At 65.3% G+C, this 16,196-nt stretch carries 20 protein-coding genes and 2 pseudogenes; 10 read left to right on the top strand and 12 right to left on the bottom strand.

Annotated features, from left to right (window positions below; all coding sequences use genetic code 11):
• Positions 1 to 143: 143 nt before the first annotated feature.
• Positions 144 to 1,049 (bottom strand): LysR family transcriptional regulator, encoded by a 906-nt coding sequence (locus tag J3489_RS25375; protein ID WP_207002759.1) that lies wholly within the window; start codon positions 1,047 to 1,049, stop codon positions 144 to 146.
• 186 nt (positions 1,050 to 1,235) lie between these two features.
• On the opposite strand from J3489_RS25375, the gene J3489_RS25370 reads away from it, so the two are divergent.
• From J3489_RS25370 to J3489_RS25330, 9 genes are all read left to right on the top strand, one after another.
• On the top strand, positions 1,236 to 1,790 hold the full coding sequence (locus J3489_RS25370; RefSeq protein WP_207002758.1) for an ureidoglycolate lyase: 555 nt from the start codon (positions 1,236 to 1,238) through the stop codon (positions 1,788 to 1,790).
• 10 nt (positions 1,791 to 1,800) lie between these two features.
• A complete protein-coding gene (locus J3489_RS25365) occupies positions 1,801 to 2,754 on the top strand; it encodes an allantoinase PuuE (RefSeq protein ID WP_207002757.1) in 954 nt (317 codons plus the stop codon).
• Complete coding sequence (locus tag J3489_RS25360; protein WP_207002756.1) at positions 2,751 to 3,623, top strand: substrate-binding periplasmic protein; 873 nt, start codon at positions 2,751 to 2,753, stop codon at positions 3,621 to 3,623. The genes J3489_RS25365 and J3489_RS25360 overlap by 4 nt, the downstream gene beginning before the upstream one ends.
• A gap of 60 nt (positions 3,624 to 3,683) precedes the next feature.
• Entirely contained in the window at positions 3,684 to 4,355 is a 672-nt protein-coding gene (locus J3489_RS25355) for an amino acid ABC transporter permease (protein WP_207002755.1), read from the top strand.
• Between the two features lie 10 nt (positions 4,356 to 4,365).
• Positions 4,366 to 5,049: an amino acid ABC transporter permease gene (locus J3489_RS25350; protein WP_207002754.1), complete on the top strand. Its 684-nt coding sequence runs from the start codon at positions 4,366 to 4,368 to the stop codon at positions 5,047 to 5,049.
• A complete protein-coding gene (locus J3489_RS25345) occupies positions 5,046 to 6,035 on the top strand; it encodes an NAD-dependent epimerase/dehydratase family protein (protein WP_207002753.1) in 990 nt (329 codons plus the stop codon). The genes J3489_RS25350 and J3489_RS25345 overlap by 4 nt, the downstream gene beginning before the upstream one ends.
• A complete protein-coding gene (locus J3489_RS25340) occupies positions 6,036 to 6,833 on the top strand; it encodes an SDR family NAD(P)-dependent oxidoreductase (RefSeq protein ID WP_207002752.1) in 798 nt (265 codons plus the stop codon).
• Between the two features lie 105 nt (positions 6,834 to 6,938).
• Positions 6,939 to 7,676: an amino acid ABC transporter ATP-binding protein gene (locus J3489_RS25335; RefSeq protein WP_207002836.1), complete on the top strand. Its 738-nt coding sequence runs from the start codon at positions 6,939 to 6,941 to the stop codon at positions 7,674 to 7,676.
• A gap of 40 nt (positions 7,677 to 7,716) precedes the next feature.
• Positions 7,717 to 8,502, top strand: coding sequence for an SDR family oxidoreductase (locus tag J3489_RS25330; protein ID WP_207002751.1), 786 nt, complete (start codon positions 7,717 to 7,719; stop codon positions 8,500 to 8,502).
• 60 nt (positions 8,503 to 8,562) lie between these two features.
• Here J3489_RS25330 and J3489_RS25325 read toward each other — a convergent pair whose 3' ends face one another.
• From J3489_RS25325 to J3489_RS25295, 7 genes and pseudogenes are all read right to left on the bottom strand, one after another.
• Complete coding sequence (locus tag J3489_RS25325; RefSeq protein ID WP_207002749.1) at positions 8,563 to 9,567, bottom strand: NAD-dependent epimerase/dehydratase family protein; 1,005 nt, start codon at positions 9,565 to 9,567, stop codon at positions 8,563 to 8,565.
• 84 nt (positions 9,568 to 9,651) lie between these two features.
• The gene (gene hydA, locus J3489_RS25320) at positions 9,652 to 11,112 is read right to left on the bottom strand and encodes a dihydropyrimidinase (protein ID WP_207002748.1); all 1,461 of its coding nucleotides are present in this window, start codon (positions 11,110 to 11,112) and stop codon (positions 9,652 to 9,654) included.
• Entirely contained in the window at positions 11,109 to 11,882 is a 774-nt protein-coding gene (locus tag J3489_RS25315) for an amino acid ABC transporter ATP-binding protein (RefSeq protein WP_289623116.1), read from the bottom strand. Before J3489_RS25315 ends, hydA begins: the two co-directional genes overlap by 4 nt.
• Positions 11,879 to 12,595 (bottom strand): amino acid ABC transporter permease, encoded by a 717-nt coding sequence (locus J3489_RS25310; protein ID WP_207002746.1) that lies wholly within the window; start codon positions 12,593 to 12,595, stop codon positions 11,879 to 11,881. The genes J3489_RS25315 and J3489_RS25310 overlap by 4 nt, the downstream gene beginning before the upstream one ends.
• 67 nt (positions 12,596 to 12,662) lie before the next feature.
• On the bottom strand, positions 12,663 to 13,574 hold the full coding sequence (locus tag J3489_RS25305; protein WP_207002745.1) for a substrate-binding periplasmic protein: 912 nt from the start codon (positions 13,572 to 13,574) through the stop codon (positions 12,663 to 12,665).
• Between the two features lie 53 nt (positions 13,575 to 13,627).
• Positions 13,628 to 13,912 (bottom strand): hypothetical protein, encoded by a 285-nt coding sequence (locus J3489_RS25300; protein ID WP_207002744.1) that lies wholly within the window; start codon positions 13,910 to 13,912, stop codon positions 13,628 to 13,630.
• A 59-nt stretch (positions 13,913 to 13,971) separates the two neighbouring features.
• A pseudogene (locus J3489_RS25295) lies at positions 13,972 to 14,274 on the bottom strand (IS6 family transposase); the annotation flags it as partial.
• 8 nt (positions 14,275 to 14,282) lie between these two features.
• Between J3489_RS25295 and J3489_RS25290 the strand changes: the two are divergent.
• Positions 14,283 to 14,504 (top strand): annotated as a pseudogene (locus J3489_RS25290) (transposase); the annotation flags it as partial.
• A 114-nt stretch (positions 14,505 to 14,618) separates the two neighbouring features.
• Here J3489_RS25290 and J3489_RS25285 read toward each other — a convergent pair.
• The 4 genes from J3489_RS25285 to J3489_RS25270 all read right to left on the bottom strand — a co-directional run bounded on the left by J3489_RS25285 (position 14,619) and on the right by J3489_RS25270 (position 16,029).
• The gene (locus tag J3489_RS25285) at positions 14,619 to 14,942 is read right to left on the bottom strand and encodes a type II toxin-antitoxin system RelE/ParE family toxin (RefSeq protein WP_242540285.1); all 324 of its coding nucleotides are present in this window, start codon (positions 14,940 to 14,942) and stop codon (positions 14,619 to 14,621) included.
• 14 nt (positions 14,943 to 14,956) lie between these two features.
• The gene (locus tag J3489_RS25280; protein ID WP_207002742.1) at positions 14,957 to 15,241 is read right to left on the bottom strand and encodes a type II toxin-antitoxin system Phd/YefM family antitoxin; all 285 of its coding nucleotides are present in this window, start codon (positions 15,239 to 15,241) and stop codon (positions 14,957 to 14,959) included.
• A 150-nt stretch (positions 15,242 to 15,391) separates the two neighbouring features.
• On the bottom strand, positions 15,392 to 15,781 hold the full coding sequence (locus tag J3489_RS25275) for a type II toxin-antitoxin system VapC family toxin (protein ID WP_207002741.1): 390 nt from the start codon (positions 15,779 to 15,781) through the stop codon (positions 15,392 to 15,394).
• Positions 15,778 to 16,029, bottom strand: coding sequence for a type II toxin-antitoxin system Phd/YefM family antitoxin (locus J3489_RS25270; RefSeq protein ID WP_207002740.1), 252 nt, complete (start codon positions 16,027 to 16,029; stop codon positions 15,778 to 15,780). Before J3489_RS25270 ends, J3489_RS25275 begins: the two co-directional genes overlap by 4 nt.
• Positions 16,030 to 16,196 lie beyond the last annotated feature (167 nt).

The following is a 16,196-nucleotide window of genomic DNA, read 5'->3' as shown; positions in this document are numbered from 1 at the left end:
GGGATGCGGAGAAACCGGGTGAATAGCCCGGATTCTAGGAGGGGGGAAATTTGCTGTCGTATTCTATTTTATGGGCTGCATATAACATCCGGTTAACGGCGCGGCCGTGCTGCGAGCGCCGGCCGGGTATTCGGCTGCGCAGCTCAGGCGACCCGGCGCAGCGCCTGCACGTCGAGTTCCATCAAGGTTTGCAGGAATTCGTGCGCCAAACCCGAGAGCGGTTCGAAGCGCGCGTGCAGCACGTTGACGTCCATCACGATGTCCGGCAGCAGCGGCCGGATCACCACGCCGGGCCACACCTGCCCGAGCACCGCCACTTCGTCGGCGATGGTGACGCCCACGCCCGCCTGCACCAGCGCGCAGGCCGCGTGGGTCAGGCGCACTTCCACGGCAAGGCGCATCGTCACGTCGGCGGTGGCGAACAGCTGCTGAATCAGGCCGCCGAACGGCGTGTCGGCGGAATAGCCGATCAGGTCGACGTTCTCGAGATCGCGCACGTGCAGCGAGGGGCGGCTCGCGAGCGGATGGTCCTGCGGCAGCACCGCTACCAGATGGTCTTCGTAAATCGACTTCTGCTCGATGTTCGGGTGGTCGAGCGAGAACATCGCGACGCCCACCTCGGCCTGGCGGGTCAGCAGCATTTGCACGAGCTGGGTGGAGGTCTGCGTGACGATGTTGACCCGCACCTTGGGAAAACGGCTGCGAAAGCGCGCGATGGCGGTGGGAATCAGCGTTTGCCCGAGGCTCGGACTCACCACCAGTTGCAGGGCGCCGGTGTTCTTCTCCACCAGCTCGTTGGCCACGTCGTTGACGCGTTGCAGCCCCTGGTGCACCGCGTTGACCTCGACGAACAGCCGGCGCGCTTCCGGCGTGGGATAGAGACGGCCCTTGATGCGCTCGAACAGCTTCAGCCCGAGACGCGACTCCGTATGAGAAATCATCCTGCTGATGGCCGGCTGCGAGACATATAACAGCTTGGCTGCACCGCTGATGGAGCCCGCAACCATGATGGCGCGAAACACCTCGATCTGGCGCAGATTGATCTGCATTTCATTAACCTCTTGTTATGCGACGGCGATAAATAAGCATACGACATTCAAAAAATGAAGTGGTTAAATTCCCCTGCCGCGCTTGGGGGCTGCTCGCCGGAGATGCCGGAGACGCCCATCCGGCGGGGCTCGCCGTGAAATCCGGACTGCCCCGGATGCGGTGTTCCTGGAGCGCTCAGGCCGTTTATGCAAGATTCCGACGCATCGCCGCCGACCCTGATCCCGAGCCCGCTGAGCGCCGAGTCGTTCGCGCCGTTCGGGGACGTCGTCGCCGTCGCCAATGGCGAACGGCGCAACCATTTCAAGTTTGCCTACGAGACAGCGCCCGAGGCGGGCGAGCCGGCGCTGTGGGTCAGCTATCCGCCGAGCGTCGCCCGCGAGGTCGTGGAGGTGAGCCGGCTCGAACGTCATCCGTATGCCGCGCAGACGTTCATTCCGATCCGCGACGGCCGCTATCTGGTGATCGTCTGTCACGCGGCTGCCGACGGCAGTCCCGATCTCGCCACCCTGCGGGCCTTCGTGGCCGGGTCGGACCAGGGCGTCACCTACCGCCGCAACGTCTGGCACCATGGCCTTACCGTGCTCGACCAACGCACGCGCTTCGCGGTGGTGACCACCTTGACCGGGCGCGGCGACGACGACTGCTTTCATGAGCTGGCGCCGCCGGTGCGCGTGACCTTGCCGGTGAACCCGCCGTCCACTTCGCCCGCGGACTCGCCGTCCGCTGGCTCCCTCGCTTGATGCCATGCCGATGCCTCGTTCTCCGTCCAGTCGCGATTTCATCGGCTACGGCCGCAATCCGCCCGATCCGCAATGGCCCGGCGGGGCCCGCGTGGCGCTCAATTTCTGCATCAACTACGAGGAGGGCGCCGAGCCCTCGATCGAGGACGGCGACGCGGCCAGCGAAACGGGCCTGACCGAGGGCGGTGCGGGCGGGTTCGAGGGGCGCGACCTGGCGGCCGAATCGATGTTCGAATACGGCAGCCGAGTCGGCTTCTGGCGGATCGCGCGGTTGTTCGAGCAATACCGCATGCCGGCCACGGTGTTCGGCTGCGCGCTTGCGCTCGAACGCAATCCGGAAGCCTGCGCGGCGATCCGCGAGTACGGCTTCGATGTCTGCGCGCACGGCTGGCGCTGGGAGCGGCACGCGCTGCTCGACGAGGCGACCGAACGCGAGCGCATTCGCCGTGCGGTCGCGAGTCTCGCGGCCAGCGTCGGCGAACGGCCGTCCGGCTGGTACTGCCGCTACGGGCCGGGCCTGAACACGCGCCGTCTGCTGGCCGAGGAAGGCGGCTTTCTGTACGACTCGGACGCGTACAACGACGAGCTGCCCTATTGGACCGAAGCCGCCGGCAAGCCGCATCTAGTGGTGCCCTACGGGCTCGTCAACAACGATGCGAAGTTCATTCGCGGCGGTATGGCCAGCGGCGACGATTTCTATGCATTCCTGCGCGATGCCTTCGATCTGCTCTACGAAGAAGGCGCCGCGGCACCCAAGATGATGTCGGTCGGGCTGCATCTGCGCCTCACCGGCCACCCGGGCCGGGCCACCGGCCTGCGGCGGTTTCTCGACCACGTTGCCGGCCGCGACGGCGTATGGGTTTGCCGCCGCATCGATGTCGCGCGTCACTGGCGAGCCGTGCATCCCTACGCGCAGCCCGCGTCGTCGTCCAATTCATTCAATCAACCTGCGGGGAAACCATGAAACTCGGAAAATTCGCCCAGCGCCTCGCGCTGGCGGGCACTGCATTGCTGCTGCTTTCGGGCGCCGTTGCGAGTCAGGCAGCCGACGCCGATCATCCGGCCGGCCAGCCGCTGGTGGTCGGCACCGACTTCGGCCTCGCGCCATGGGTGGTGCGCACCGATACCGGCCCGCAGGGCTTCGGCGTCGACGTGGTCAACGAAGTGGCGCGCCGCATCGGGCGCCCCGGCGTGCACATCGTCGACGTCAATTTCTCGGGGTTGTTCTCGGCGCTGTTTTCGAAGCGCATCGAATTCACCGCCAATCCGCTCAACATCACCGCGGAGCGGGCCGAGCGCATGTTGTTTACCGAGCCGATCATGTCGACCGGCAACGGCTTTCTGGTGCGGGCCGGCGACCTGATGAACGGTTTCAATGACCTGCGCGGCAAGGAACTGGCCGTCAATCGCGGCACCATCTCCGATACCTGGGCGACCGAGAACGCAGCGAAATACGGGTTCAACATCCAGCGCTACGACGTGTTTCCCGATACCGTGCAGGCGGTCATCACCGGGCGCGCCTTCACCGCGCTCAATGAGATTCCTACCGTGGTGTTCGCGGCCAGCCGCAACAAGGCGGTCAAGATCGGCTACGAGGATTTCAACGGCCGCAACTTCGGCTTTGCCTTCCGCCTCGACGACGCGGCCTATCGCAACAAGGTGGACGAAGCGCTCGAATGCATGAAGCACGACGGCACGCTGCACAAGCTCTACGTGAAGTGGTACGGCACCGAGCCGGCCAAGGGTTCGGCCATCGACACCATCTATCCGGGCTACGGTGCGCCGGGCTTCAAGGGTTACGATCCGCAGCCGCACCCACTCAAGTGCAATTGACCGCCACGGCCGCTCCGCGCGGGCGGCCGGTTTTTTCTTCATTGTCCGGATCTGACTTGCATGCACCGCATAGTCGATAACTTTTTCAATGCCGACATCTTCAGCCAGTCGTGGTCCCTCATCTTCAGCGGCTTCGGCATCACGGTGGTGGTCTCGCTGCTGGTGATCGCGATCGGCATCGGCTGGGGACTGCTGCTGACGCTCGTGCGCTCGCTCGAGGTGCGTGCCGTCAACGCACTGATCGTCATCTACATCGATTTCTTTCGCACCATGCCGCAACTGGTGGTGCTGGTGCTCGGCTATTTCGCGTTGCCTTATATGGGCCTGCGCATGTCGCCTTTCACGACCACCGTGCTCAGTCTCGGCGCGGTGCTGTCGGCCTTTGCGGCGGAAATCTTCTGGTCGTCGATCAAGGCGCTGCCGGTCGGCCAGTGGGACGCGGCGCGCGCGCTCGGTTTCGGCCCGATGCGCACGTTGCTTCTGATCATCCTGCCTCAGGCGATCCGGCTGTCGATTCCGCTTTTGACCAATCGCGCGATCGCCGTCAGCAAGGGCACCGCGCTCGGCACGGCGGTCGCGCTGCCGGAAGTGCTGGGCCAGGCGCAGAGCCTCGTCGGCATCCTGGCCAATCCTTCGCCGCTCACACTGGCGGCAGGCTGCTATCTGGCCTTCTTCATTCCGCTGGTGCTATTGAGCCGCTGGCTGGAAAAATCTGTGGCGCGGGTCGCATGACGAGGCAGGCATGAATCTGTTCATTGACAACTTCCTCAATCTCGACTCGCTGCGTCAGACCTATCCGCTGCTGCTGCAAGGGCTGCGCCTGACGTTGGTGCTGTCGGTCGTCACCGCGCCGATTTCGATGGCGCTCGGCGTGGTGATCGCGGTGGCCTACAGCTTTCATCATCGCTGGCTGAACCTCGCGCTGGTCGGTTATATCGATCTGTTCCGTTCGTTTCCGGTGGTGGTGCTGCTGGCGTTGATCTTCTACGGGCTACCGTTCTTCGGCGTCACGCTCGGCAGCTTCGCCGCCACCGTGCTGGCGCTCGCGCTCAACAACTCGGGCTACTACGGCGAGATTTTCCGCGCCGGCATCGAATCGGTGCCGCACGGCCAGCGCGAGGCGGCCCGTTCGCTCGGCTTCGGCCCGGTGCGCGAGATCGCCTGGATCGTGCTGCCGCAAGCCGTGCGCAACGTGCTGGCGCCGCTCGCAAGCAACTCGCTCGAGCTGATCAAGACCACCTCGATCGCCTCGCTGGTGTCACTGCCCGAGTTGCTGCGATCCTCGCGCGTGGCACAGGAGCAAACCTACAATCCGACGCCGCTGATGGCAGCTGCGGTGATCTTCTTCGTGTTGCTGTGGCCGATGGCGCGCTGGGTTGCGCGTCTCGAGCGGCGCTCGCTGGCGAGCCGCGGGAGCCGCCGATGACCACGCTGATTACCGGCGGCAACGGCTTCATCGGCCTCGCGCTCGCCGAACGGCTGCGCGCGGCCGGCGAGGCGGTGCTGCTCGCCGATCTGCCGCGCGCTGCCTCTGCAGTGCCCGCACCCGTACCGCCGGCCGGCTGCGAGGCCGTGAGTGGGGATCTGCGCGAGGCCGTCACGCTCGAACGGCTGTTCGCTGGGCGGCGCATCGAGCGCGTGGTACATACGGCGGCCATCACGCCGTCGCCGCAGCGCGAGCGCGACGATGCCACCGCCATCATGGACGTCAACGTGACGGCCACCGCGCGGCTGCTGCAGCGCTGCGCGCGTGAGCCGAGCGTGCGGCGCGTGCTGCTGGTCAGCTCGGTGGCGGTTTACGGATTTTCGGCGCCGGCCGCTTCGGGCCGTTACGAGGAAGCGGGTTCGGCGCCGGCGCCTGCCAGTCTCTATGGCATCAGCAAGCTGGCGGCCGAGCAGTGCGCGCTGCGCATCGGCCAGCTGCACGGCCTCGACGTACGGGTCGCACGGCTGGGACCGGTGTTCGGGCGCTGGGAGCATGCGAGCGGCGTGCGCGAATGGCTGAGCCCGCATCATCAGGTGCTCGAGGCGGCGTGCGACGGGATGGAGGTGGTGCTGCCGCGCGCGCTTGCCGCCGACTGGATCTATGCCCCCGATGCCGCCGACGCGCTTGCGCGGCTGGCCATCGCGGCCACGCTCGCCCACCGGCTTTATCACGTGGGCGGCGGCGGCATGAGCGACGTGGGCCAATGGTGTGAGGCGCTGAAGCGCCATCTGCCCGCGCTGCGCTGGCGGCTGGCGGCGCCTCACGAAACCGCGACGGTGCGTTACGGTCTTGCCGCCGACCGGCCCGCGCTCGATGTCTCGCGGCTCACGCGCGAGTTGGGCCATCGCTGCCGCTTCACGCTCGAGGAGGCTGCCGCCGACTATTTCGCATGGCGCGCCGCGGCGCGCGAGGCCGGGAGCCGCTGAATGGACAGACTGGAAAACACCGGCGCCGGCCGGCTTGCGGGCCGGTCCGTATTGATCACGGGCGCTTCGTCGGGCATCGGCCGGGCCATCGCGCTGCGTTTCGCCCGCGCGGGGGCGCGCCTCGTGCTTGCCGACATTACCGAGGCGGTTCGCGAGGGCGGCGTGCCGACCATGGAGCTGCTGCGCGAACACGGTTTCGCCGCGCGCTTCGTGCGTACCGACGTGGCATCGGAAAGCGACGTGGCGGCGGCCGTCGAGTCGGCGCTGCGCCACTACGGCCGTCTCGACGTGCTGGTCAACGACGCTGCCGTGAGCGTCGGCAAGCCGCTGTTGGACACCACTCTGGACGAGTGGAACCGGGTGCTCGCGGTCAACCTGACCGGCGTCTTCCTGATGTCGCGCGCCGCAGTGCGGGCCATGCTCGCGCAGGCGCCGCTTGGCGAAACGCGCGGGCGCATCGTCAATGTCTCGTCGCAGCACGGCATGATCAGCGCGCCGCGCAACGTCGCTTACGGCACTTCGAAAGCGGGTGTGGTTTATCTGACCCGCCAGATCGCCGCCGACTACGCCGCGCACGGCATCGTTTGCAACGCCGTGGCGCCCGGCAAGATCATGACCGGCAAGCCGGGGTCCGCTGCCTCAGCCGAGGCGATCGCCTATTCGCAGGCACGCACGCCGATGCCGCGCCTCGGTCGTCCCGACGACGTAGCTAGCGCGGCGCTGTTCCTCGCCTCGGACGAGGCGAGCTTTCTCACCGGGGAAAATCTGCTGGTCGACGGCGGCTGGATGGCCGCATGAACGCGTGCCCGCAGGCGGGTTTTTCGTATTGAAGCAAGGCAGGCAACTCACATGAACACACTCGTGCAACAGCATCCGCAGGCGTCGCCGGGCGAGGCATCGGCCATGATCGAACTCCGCAAGGTCTGCAAATGGTACGGCGAGAGCCAGGTGCTCTTCGATATCGACCTGAGCGTGCGGCGCGGCGAACGCATCGTGGTATGCGGGCCCTCGGGCTCAGGCAAGTCGACCATGATCCGCTGCATCAACCGTCTCGAGGAACACCAGCAGGGCGACATTCTGGTGGAAGGTGTGAACATCGCGCAAAGCCCCGGCAACCTGCGCTTCGTGCGCCGCGAGGTCGGCATGGTGTTTCAGCAGTTCAATCTGTTTCCGCATCTGACCGTGATGCAGAACCTGACCATCGCGCCGATGAAGATTCGCGCCATCGGCCGCCGCGAGGCGGAGGAGACGGCGCGCCATTTTCTCGACCGCGTGCATATCGGCAACAAGGCCGACCATTATCCGCGCGAGCTCTCGGGCGGCCAGCAGCAGCGCGTAGCGATTGCCCGCGCGCTGTGCATGAAGCCGAAAACCATGCTGTTCGACGAGCCGACTTCGGCGCTCGACCCGGAAATGATCAAGGAAGTGCTCGACGTGATGACGCAACTGGCCGCCGAGGGGATGACCATGATCTGCGTGACGCACGAGATGGGTTTTGCGTGCAGCGTGGCAGACCGCGTGGTCTTCATGGACGAGGGCGAGATCGTCGAGGAGGCGCCGCCCGCCGAATTTTTCTCGCAGCCCAAGGGCGAACGCGCGCGCGCGTTTCTCGGCCAGATCCTGCACCGCCACGACGGATGAGGCACGGCGACATCGATTTCAACCAACCAGGAAAGAGCTTATGGACCTGAAGATTTCCGGCCGCGTGGCCCTCGTGATGGGCGCGGGAGGCGGCCTCGGCGGCGCGATCGCGAGGCAGTTCGCGGCCGAGGGCGTGCAGGTGGCGCTGGCCGACGTCGACGAGAAGGCGCTGGCGGCCACCGCCGCCGCCATCGAGGCGGCCGGCCGCCGCTCGATGAGCCGGCGGTGGGATCTGGCCGACCTCGCCTCGATCGACCAGCATGTTCAGGAGATCGAACGGCAGCTGGGGCCGATCGACATTCTCGTCAACAACACCGGTGGGCCGCCGCCGTCGCCGGCCAGCGGGGTGGAAAGCGCGGAATGGGCGAGGCAATTCCAGGCGATGGTGCTCTCGGTGATCGCCATCACCGACCGGGTGCTGCCCGGCATGCGGGCCCGCAAATGGGGGCGTGTGATCACCAGTTCGTCCTCGGGCGTGATCGTGCCGATTCCGAATCTCGCCATGTCCAACGCGCTGCGCATGTCGCTGGTGGGCTGGTCGAAGACGCTGGCGCGCGAAGTGGCCGCCGATAACGTTACCGTCAACGTGATCGTCCCGGGCCGCATCGCCACGGCGCGCATCCGCTTTCTCGACGAAGCCCGGGCGAAGCGGGAGAACCGGCCGCTCGAGGAGGTGGTCAAGGAAAGCGTTGGCTCGATTCCGATGGCCCGCTATGGCGAACCCGAGGAATATGCCGATGCGGTGGCTTTCCTCGCCAGCCAGCGCGCCTCGTATATGACGGGCGGCATCTTGCGCGTGGACGGCGGCTACGTACCGAGCCTCTGAGCGCTCGACACGCCGGCTCGGGCGTGCAGGGTCCGCGCCGGCGGCGACTTGCCGGATCGCTCAGAACGGCCCGTCGTCCAGTGCGGGCGGCGGGTGCAGCGCGTCCCGCCACGCGGTATAGTCCGTCAAGGCGCGCGCGGCGTCGAAGCGGGCCTCGAAACCCAGATCGCGCCGCAGCCGCTCGACTGAAAGCGGCGGGCGTGGCGCCGGTGCCTGGGCACCGATATTGGCGTCCTCGCGGCGCCCGACCACTTCATGCGAAAACGCCGGCCAGATCGCGCGCAGCCGCTCGCACCAGTCGGCCGCCGACCAGCGTCGGCCAGTGCCGACGTGATAAAGCGGATGCGGCAGACGGGGCGCGTCGAGCAGGGCAACGATGGCCGCGGCGGCATCGACGGCATAGATCCAGTCATCGGGCAACTCGGCGCAGAAGCGCGCCCGGCCGCCCGCACGGGCGAGGCGTGCGAGCAGCAGCGGAATGCTCAGCGTATCGCGCACGCCGGTATCGTATTCCCAGCGCCCGAACACCACGCCAAGCCGTGCCACCGCCACGTCGAGCCCATGTGCCTCGCGAAAGCGCAGCGCGGCGCGCTCGGCCGCGTATTTGGTGATGCCGTAGAGCGATGCCGGCAGCGGCAGGTCGCGGTCCTCGACGAGCTCTCCGCGATCCCAGCCGCCTGCGCCGAACACGGCGCCGCTGCTCAACTGCACGACCCGGCCGACGCTGGCCTGACGCGCCGCCGCGAGCACCTTGAGCGTACCGGTCAGATTGACTTCGGCGATCGCGGCGGGCTCGCTGCGTTCGCGCTCGAGCCCGGCGGTCAGCGCCGCGCCGTGAATCAGGGCCGTGACGGCGTGGCGGCACAGCAGCGCAGCGAGCGTGGCGCCGTCGCGTACGTCCGCTACCTCTATATCGAGCCTGCCGGGCAGCGAGGCGAAATGCGCGAGGGCCTGTGCCGGCGGCGGCGCGAGATCGAGCATGACGACGCGCGTGCCGCGCATCAACAGGCACTCGGCCAGATTGAGCCCGACGAAGCCCGCTGCACCGGTAATCAGCACGCTCATGGGCGATGTCCCACGTTCACGACTTTTCCCGGTAGAACTGAAGACGGACGCCGCCGCTCCCGGCATCGGCATCGACGGCCCTGTTCAGGCAAGCCACGGCGCGGGAGCGGGGCGCGCGCCGACTTCGGCGACGCGCTCGCAGGCGATCAGCTCGCCATGACCGGGCGCGGCCAGCAAGCGGCCTTCGTGGCATATCAACCGGCCCCGGCAAATGGTGGTGACGGGCAGACCGTGCACTTCGGTGCCCTCGTAGACGGTATAGCCGGCGCCGTCATGCAAGCTGTCGGCCGACAGCGTGGTGCGCGCCTGCGGGTCCCACAGCACCAGATCCGCATCGGCGCCCGGCGCGATCGCGCCTTTGCGGCCCGCCAGCCCGAAGATGCGAGCCGGTCCGGCCGCGCTCAGCTCGACGAAGCGTTCGAGCGAAAGCCGGCCGCGCGCCACGCCTTCCGAAAACAGCAGCGGCAGACGCGTTTCCAGTCCGGGCAGGCCATAGGGCACGCGATCGAAGGGCGTGTTGGCGCCGCCCTTGCGTTTGCCATGCGGGCCGTCCAGATGGAACACCGAGTGGTCGGACGAGAAGCAGGCGAACAGGCCATTGCGCAGGCCGTCCCACAGCGCGGCGTGATCGCCGGCCAGCCGCGGCGGCGGCGAACAGCAGTATTTGACCGCCTCGTGGAAGGGCCGGTCGAGATCGTGCTCGGTCAGCAGCAGATACTGCGGACAGGTTTCAGCGTGGACCGTGAGCCCGGCGCGCTGGGCACGGGCGATCTGCCCGGCAGCGGCCGCCGAGGAGACGTGCACGATGAACACCGGAATGTCGAGCAGTTCGGCCATGCCGAGCGCGCGATCGGTCGCCTCGCGTTCGGCGAGTGCCGGCCGCGCGTGCGCCAGATGGCGCGGATGCCGGTAGCCGAGCGCGAGCAGACGTTCGGCGAGCCAGTTGATCATGTCGTGACTTTCGGCATGGATCATCGGCACCACGCCAAGCCGGCGCGCGTGCAGCAGCGTTTCCAGCAGTTGGCGATCGTCGAGGCGCAGCGCGTCGTAGGTCATGTAGAGCTTGACCGAGGTGAAGCCCTGCGCGGCCAGTTCCGGCAATTCGGTTTCGAGCACCGTCGGCGTGGGATCGGTGACGATCATGTGGAACGCGTAGTCGATCACCGCGCGCCCGGCGGCGCGTTCGCGATAGGCGGCCACGCTCGCGCGCAGCGACTGGCCGCGATGCTGGGCGGCGAACGGCATGACCAGCGTGGTGCCGCCGAAGGCCGCGCCGACGGTGGCGTCGTAGAAGCCGTCGGCTGTGGTGGCACCGGTCGAGGTGGTCTGGGCGATATGGCAATGCACGTCGATGCCGCCGGGCAGCACCAGCTTGCCGGCCGCGTCGAGCACCGTGGTGCCGGCAAGCGGCGTCGCGCTGAGCGCGGCGACGCGGCCGTCGCGCACGCCGACGTTCAGGTCCTGCAGCCGTCCGTCGGCGAATACGCGGCCGCCGCGCACCACCAGATCGAAGCCCGCCGTCGCGACGGCAGCGGCGGACTTCATCGCAGCACCTTTTCGAGAAAGCGCTTGAGCCGCTCGCTGGCGGGGCGCTCGAAGATCTGTTCGGGCTCGCCCGCCTCGACGATGCGGCCGTCGTCCATGAAGATCACGCGATCTGAGACACGGCGCGCGAAGCTCATCTCATGCGTGGCCACCATCATCGTCAGGCCTTCGGCCGCCACCGCCTCCATGGTTTCCAGCACTTCGCCTACGCGTTCGGGATCGAGAGCCGACGTCGGTTCGTCGAACAGGATCACTTTGGGCGTCATCGCCAGCGCCCGCGCGATGGCCACGCGCTGCCGCTGGCCGCCGGAAAGCTCTTCGGGCCAGGCATCGTGCTTGTGCGCCAGCCCAACCTTGGCGAGCAGTTCGCGCGCGCGTTGCGCTGCCTGGGCGCCGCGTATGCCGCGCACCGTGGTCATGCCGAGCGCGACGTTGTCGAGCACCGACAGGTGTGGCCACAGATAGAACAGCTGGAACACCATGCCGACCTCGGCGCGCATGGCGGCCAGTTCGCGGCCCGTCATCGGCCGGCGTTGCGCGCCGGCCGCCTCGACGTAGCCGACGATCTGGCCGTCGATCAGCACTTCGCCCTGGGTAGGTTTCTCGAGATGATTGATCGAGCGCAGCAGCGTGCTCTTGCCCGAGCCACTCGGGCCGATCAGACAGACCACTTCGCCGCGGCCGATGCACACGTCGACGCCATTGAGCGCCTTGACCGTCTCGAAATGCTTGTGCAATCCGCGAACTTCGATCATCGGTGTCTGGCTCATGGCGCGTTGCCTTCGGCCGCCGGGGCGCTTGCGCCGCCCGGCGGGCGGCGCCGCGGCGCGCGGCGAGTGGTGCCGGCGCGCTCGAGATGCAGCTGCGCGAGCGTCAGCACCGTGGTGATCGCCAGATAGATCACGCCGGTCAGCGTCAGCACTTCCACGGCGCGGTAAGTGCTGCTGTAGATGGTCTGGGCGGTCAGCATCAATTCGGGCACGGTGATCACCGAGGCGAGCGAGGTGTTCTTGGTATGGCTGATGAAATTGCCGACGTAGGGGGGCAGCACGATGCGCATGGCCTGCGGCAGCACGATATGGCGCAGGACGCGCGGATAGGTCATGCCGACCGCCTGGGCGGCCTCGATCTGTCCGCGATGCACGGCGCGGATGCCGGCGCGAATAATCTCGCCGTTATAGGCCGCCGAGCTCATCGACAGCGCGATGATGGCAGCCGGTATCGCATCGAGGCGCAGGCCGAAGAGCGGTGCCGCGTAATAGACAAAAAACAGATGCAGCAGCACCGGCGTGCCGCGGAACACCCAGATATACGCGAAGGCCACGCCGCGCAGCGCAGCGTGACGCGATTCGCGCGCCAGCGCCAGGACGAGGCCGGCGAGGGTGCCGCAGCACTGGGTGACCGCGGCGAGGAAGATCGTCAGCAGCGCGGCCTTGAGCAGTACCGGCAGATAGGGCAGCACCAGGGCGAAATCGATGTTCACGGCCGCTCCCTGCAAGTCGCGCCGCGTCCGCTTGTGACGGCGCCAGCGGCGTGGCGAGGCGAGGCGCTCACTTCACGTCCTCCTTGAGCTGGGCGCCGTAGTGATCGATGCCGAAATACTGCTTGCCCCATTTGTCGAGCAGTCCTTCCTTCTTCATTTCGCGGACCGCGGCATCCACTCGGGCCTTGAGTTCGGTCGAGCCCTTCGGCATCGGTGCGCCGACGAAGCGCACCTGATAGGGCTCGCCGACGATCGCGCCGATGCCGGGGCGCTGATGCAGCAGATTGGCGGCCGAGGTATCGGGCGCGACCACTGCGTCGATTCGGCCCACCGCGAGATCGGTGAACATCTCGGCGTAGCCGCCGTAACCCTTGAACGAGCCGAATTCGCCGTATTTCTTCTCGATCTCGCGGGCCGGCATCTCGCCGTCGTTGGCGCCGGCGATCGCGCCCACCCGCTTGCCCTTGAGATCCTTGTAACCCTTGATGTCGGTGACGCCGTTGCGCGCCACCACGACGACGGCCGAGCGCGAGTACGGGATCGAATAATCGAAGATCGCGCTGCGCTCGGGCGTGATGTTGACGTTCGAGAACACGATATCGAAGCGGCCTGTCTGCAGGCCCGGCAGGATGCCCTTGAAATCGAGGCGGTTGAGCTGCATCGGAATGCCGGTGTAATGGCTCACGAACCGCGCCACCTGTACGTCGTAGCCGTCGAGTTCGTTTTGCGCGTTGACAAAGGAAACCGGCGGCAGGTCGCCGCTGGTGGCGGCATTCAGGCGGGTGGGTAACGCAGCATGCGCGCAGGCAAAGGCGAACGAGCCAAGCAGGGCAAGCAGCCGGGCGGCATGGATCAAACGTCTCATCGGAACCTCGGGGTGGTGATGGCGTGCGGAGCGAAGCGCCCCGGTCAGGTTTCGCGTGGCAAATCGGGGCCGTGCCGCGGCTGGCAGCGACCATCGCGGATCGGCGCGAGGCATTGCGTATCCTAGGGAGTTTGATTTTTGTTGTCGTATGCATTTTTATCGCCACTTCATAACACCAGGTTAAAGGCCTGACGGTTTCCCATGCTCCGGTTAGCTGCCCCGATGACATCGACTGACATGGGGGTTGTCGTCATGAAAAAACCTGTCTGCTGCGGCGCGCTGGTGCGCGTGCCACGTTCGCCGTGTTGGTGAGCGCCGCGGCCGAGGTGCGCGGCTTTGTTGGTAGCGGCCGTTTCGTGTTGTGCGACCGTGGCGGCCGACCCTAAGCGGATATGTGCTTTTGCCAGAATAAACCGGAGAATGCTGTTGTGAAAGACAGCCAATGAAGGCATTGGCTCTGTCAAGTTGACGAGCGTAGGCAAAGTGTTTGTTTAAAGAGTAGTTATCCTTATTAAATAACGTCATCGACTGCGGCAGAGACAGTCCGACCGTGCCATGTGGCGAGGCGTTCTTTGAGTAAGGCGCAATGACATGCGACGTTCATCTGATGTCTGGGCAACGCGAAGTGCTGCCGGATCGGGCCAAAGCATGAGAGAAACGCCTGCGTGCGACGCGCATCACGAAAGCCGCAAATCTGGCGTTCGCGCCTGCGGGTCGGTTGGTGGCTGTTCTCGACGCGGTTGTTCACGCGTGCAGCCGCTTTGACGAAAACGTGCTTTACCTGCGCGAGTTCAGGAATATCAGCCTTTGCCGCGTCGGCTTCTGCCTGCCGTAGATCAAGCGCTGGCGCAGGCTGCCATCGGCGACCAGCGATTGCGTAGGCTACCGACGATCACCGGCGTCAATGCCACGGTAGCGATCGGGTTGCTGTCAGCCATCGGCGACATTGAGAGGTTTCCGAATCCGGAGAAGCTGGTGAGCTACTTCGGACTCAATCCGGCGGTCTATCAGTCCGGCCCGACGCCAGCCAGGCACGGCCACGTCGGCCGAATCTTACCTTAACGCCTTGTTGCGACAGAGCCGGCCTGATTGCCTCGGCTATGGGATTCGTGAAACAGAGGCAAGGTCACTTAAGAACGCGTGTCGCCTCGCGGCGACTTACATCAGCCGGAGCACGATTCTTTGGAGAAGGGCTTGCAGATCGCGTCGCGTATCGACGACGAGGTGAATGTAAACGGTGTCGTCCCGCACCTGATAAATGATCCGGTTCTTGCCGGAAAGGGCCTGTCGAAAAGTATCATCGACGAAGCCCTCAAGCTCAACAGGCACATGGCCGCTCTCGGGAAACTGGCGAATGTGTTTGATCGTTTCCTGAATCTGCGCCGATGTCTGACGCCATGTCTCCCACCCGAATGCGCGGACAATGTAACTTCTCAATTCATCGATGCCGATTCGGGCAGTCGGCAGGATGCGGTACTTCAACCGCGGGGCTTGCATTAGCGGAGCTTTTCGTGGCGGTCGAGTTCGTTAAGCTCCGCAAAGAATTCGTCGCCGTCGACGTGGTCTGCGCGCTCGATCTGTTTTTGGCCGATGGCCAGGATCTTCAGGAGGGCGATCGTCTGTTGCGTGGCTTCATAGGTCCGTACATCCTGAACGACGAGCTTCGCTTCGCCGTTCTGCGTAATGATGAGCGGCTCACCGGAGTCGGTCAGGTCTTTAACGATTTGTGCCGCTTCGCTCTTGAGGTAGCTGATCGGCTTCACGTGATCGGCGATATGCATCAGTTGCTCCGTTGCAGGCTGGATAGGACCAAATATAGACCATTATCGGTCTGCCCACAACGGGCGCCTGCCTGTGTGCTGCCTTCGTTATTGATTTTCGACCTGCATGACCAAGGCGACAACACACCCGAGACATGACTTAGGGCCTAGCTAGACGTACCGTACCGGAGCGAAGTCGTACCGTTTTATCTGTTCATCGTGGGTCAGCAACACGATTCCTTCCGCCATCGCTTGACCGACGAGAAGCCGGTCGAACGGGTCTTTGTGAATCTGTGGGAGCGCCGCGACTTCGAATGCATGCTGCGCTTCGATGGGCAGTTCTTCGTAACCAGCATCTAGTAGGTTCCTGCGCAGGACGCGTGCATCGACTTGAAAGTCGTCACGTCCTAGCGTGCTCTTGATGACAATTTCCCAAATGCTTGCGACGCTGAAGTACAGGGTGTTCTCAGTGTCCTCGATGGCCGTACGCGCTTCGTTGGGTAAGGCAGGATCGTCGGCTGCAGCCCAAATCAACAGATGAGTGTCGAGTAGCAGCTTCACTTCGCTTTGCCCTCGAACAAGTCGCTGATCTCGTCTGCTCCCATTGTGTCGAAGTCCGCTGGTACCTTGATCTGTCCTTTCATGAAGCCGATGCGCCGTGGTGGTTTTTCTGCTTCCACATCGATGCGCACCACCTTGACCAGCGGCTTGCCGGCCTTAGCAATAACGAACGGCTCGCCACCGCTCACAGTTTCCTCGATCAGCCGAGACAGGTTGGTCTTGGCATCGTGCATGTTGTAAATCTGCATAGCTACCTCATATAGACTTAGCCCATTGAACTTAGTTTATCTGGCGCATCGCATGCATTGCAATCTTTTTATCGCGGCGTCCCTCGGAGCTCTTTTTCGGTTAGGTCTTCGGACTAGATCGGGGAGCGCAAACGTCCTGCGTCGGCCCTGTTCAGGGTTTCTTAATT

This window comes from Trinickia mobilis (assembly GCF_017315705.1).
Lineage (GTDB): Bacteria > Pseudomonadota > Gammaproteobacteria > Burkholderiales > Burkholderiaceae > Trinickia_A > Trinickia_A mobilis.
This window is presented reverse-complemented; position numbering and strand designations above follow the sequence as displayed.